The organism is Pseudactinotalea sp. (assembly GCF_048594945.1).
Taxonomy (GTDB): Bacteria; Actinomycetota; Actinomycetes; order Actinomycetales; family Beutenbergiaceae; genus Pseudactinotalea.
Genome location: NZ_JBMDXJ010000436.1, coordinates 1 through 1,535, shown reverse-complemented (window position 1 = coordinate 1,535; position 1,535 = coordinate 1). Strand labels below are relative to the sequence as shown.

The following is a 1,535-nucleotide window of genomic DNA, read 5'->3' as shown; positions in this document are numbered from 1 at the left end:
GATCGACCGGACGCACATCATCGTCCGCGATGACGGCAGGGAGTTCTTGGCCGAGTGGGATGGCGAGGAAGTGCGCGCCAGCAACCCATTCGGCCTCGACTCCGCACTGACCGTCGCGGGAGCACCTCAGCCCCGCTCACTCTGGCTGCTCACCGAGGACGACGAGTGAGCCCCTTCCTCCAAGAATTGAACCTGATCGGCTGCTACACCGATCACGACCATCACACCGAATACGGCGGCGAAACCTGGATCACCCCGCCGCTGACCGAGAACGACGACGGGAAGGAGGAAGATTGAGCAAGCGTGAATACGCGCAGCTAAAACTATCCATCTGGAACGACCGCGACTTCACCAACCTCACCGTTGACGCACAGCTCGTGTACATCATGGCGATGTCGCACCCGACTACGAACCTTGCCGGGGTGCTTGATTACGCCCCAGCGAAGTTCGCGCGACTCGCAGGAGGCTTCACAGCCAAGCGGATCATCACCGCCGTGGACGAGCTAAGGCGTACCCGGTTCGTGGTCACCGACGACGACACGGGCGAGATGCTGGTCCGGTCGACAGTCCGCGCGTCCGGGGCATGGAAGAAGCCAACGACCGCCGCGAGCATCGCCAACTCAGTGCGCAACACCTTCTCGGAGGAGTTGCGCAGCGTGCTTGCCGATGAGCTACGTCGGGCAGTCGCCGAGGACGAAGCCGCGCAAGGCAAGACTGCGGCAAAAACCCTCCTGGCCTGCGCCGATGACATAAAGCCCTTCTCTGGTTCTTATATAGAGCCTTATACAGCGCCTTCTACGGGTCCCAGTCTGGGGTCGGAGAGGGATAGGGATAGGGATAGAGATATCTTGCTCAACCCTGACGGGCCGAGCGTGCACGAGCCCCCGAAGAAGAACTTCCCCGACTGGTGGAGCATCTGGGAGAAGAAGGTATCCAAGGGCGACGCAGAGAAGGCATACACCGCAGCCGTCCCCAAGAAGATCAGCCACGACGACCTCATGACCAAGACCCGAGCGTACTGGGACCACGTCAAGGCGTCCGGGACCGATCCCCAGTTCGTCCCCTACCCCGGCAAATGGCTCCGCGCCGAGAAATGGGACGACGACCTCGGCACACCAACACTGATGGCCCAGAAGCCGGAATGGATGAAGTATGTCTGACGACTACCAGGCGACCAGCACGGAGTTCGCCGAACGTGCCGTGATCGGCGCCGCGCTACTCGACCCGTCCGCGATCCGTTGGGCGGCACAGCACGTCACCGAGGACGACTTCTCCAACGCGACCCTCGGGGCCGTGTGGGGCGTCCTCCACCGCCGCTGGAAGGGCGGCGAGCCCGTCGACATCGTCTCCATGGACGGGGCACTCCGAGGCGAGGTGCCCGGCTACCAGACGGGCGGCGTGTTCACCCTCTCCGAAGCCGCGCCCGTGGGCGACGCGACGGACTACTGGGCGGCGATGATCGCCGAGGGCGCTAAGCGTCGCCGCGCGATCCAGGCCGGGACCCGCCTCGTGCAGAACGCGCGGGAGGGAGACCT

At 64.0% G+C, this 1,535-nt stretch carries 3 protein-coding genes; all 3 read left to right on the top strand.

The features are described 5' to 3' along the window. Nucleotides 1–165: 165 nt before the first annotated feature. On the top strand, nucleotides 166–297 hold the full coding sequence (locus ACOJSN_RS19865; protein ID WP_420114215.1) for a hypothetical protein: 132 nt from the start codon (nucleotides 166–168) through the stop codon (nucleotides 295–297). Next, nucleotides 294–1,160 (top strand): hypothetical protein, encoded by an 867-nt coding sequence (locus ACOJSN_RS19860; RefSeq protein ID WP_420114214.1) that lies wholly within the window; start codon nucleotides 294–296, stop codon nucleotides 1,158–1,160. Before ACOJSN_RS19865 ends, ACOJSN_RS19860 begins: the two co-directional genes overlap by 4 nt. Then, nucleotides 1,153–1,535, top strand: a 383-nt coding sequence (locus tag ACOJSN_RS19855; protein ID WP_420114213.1) for a DnaB-like helicase N-terminal domain-containing protein, incomplete at its 3' end; no start/stop codon positions are given. The genes ACOJSN_RS19860 and ACOJSN_RS19855, both read left to right, overlap by 8 nt.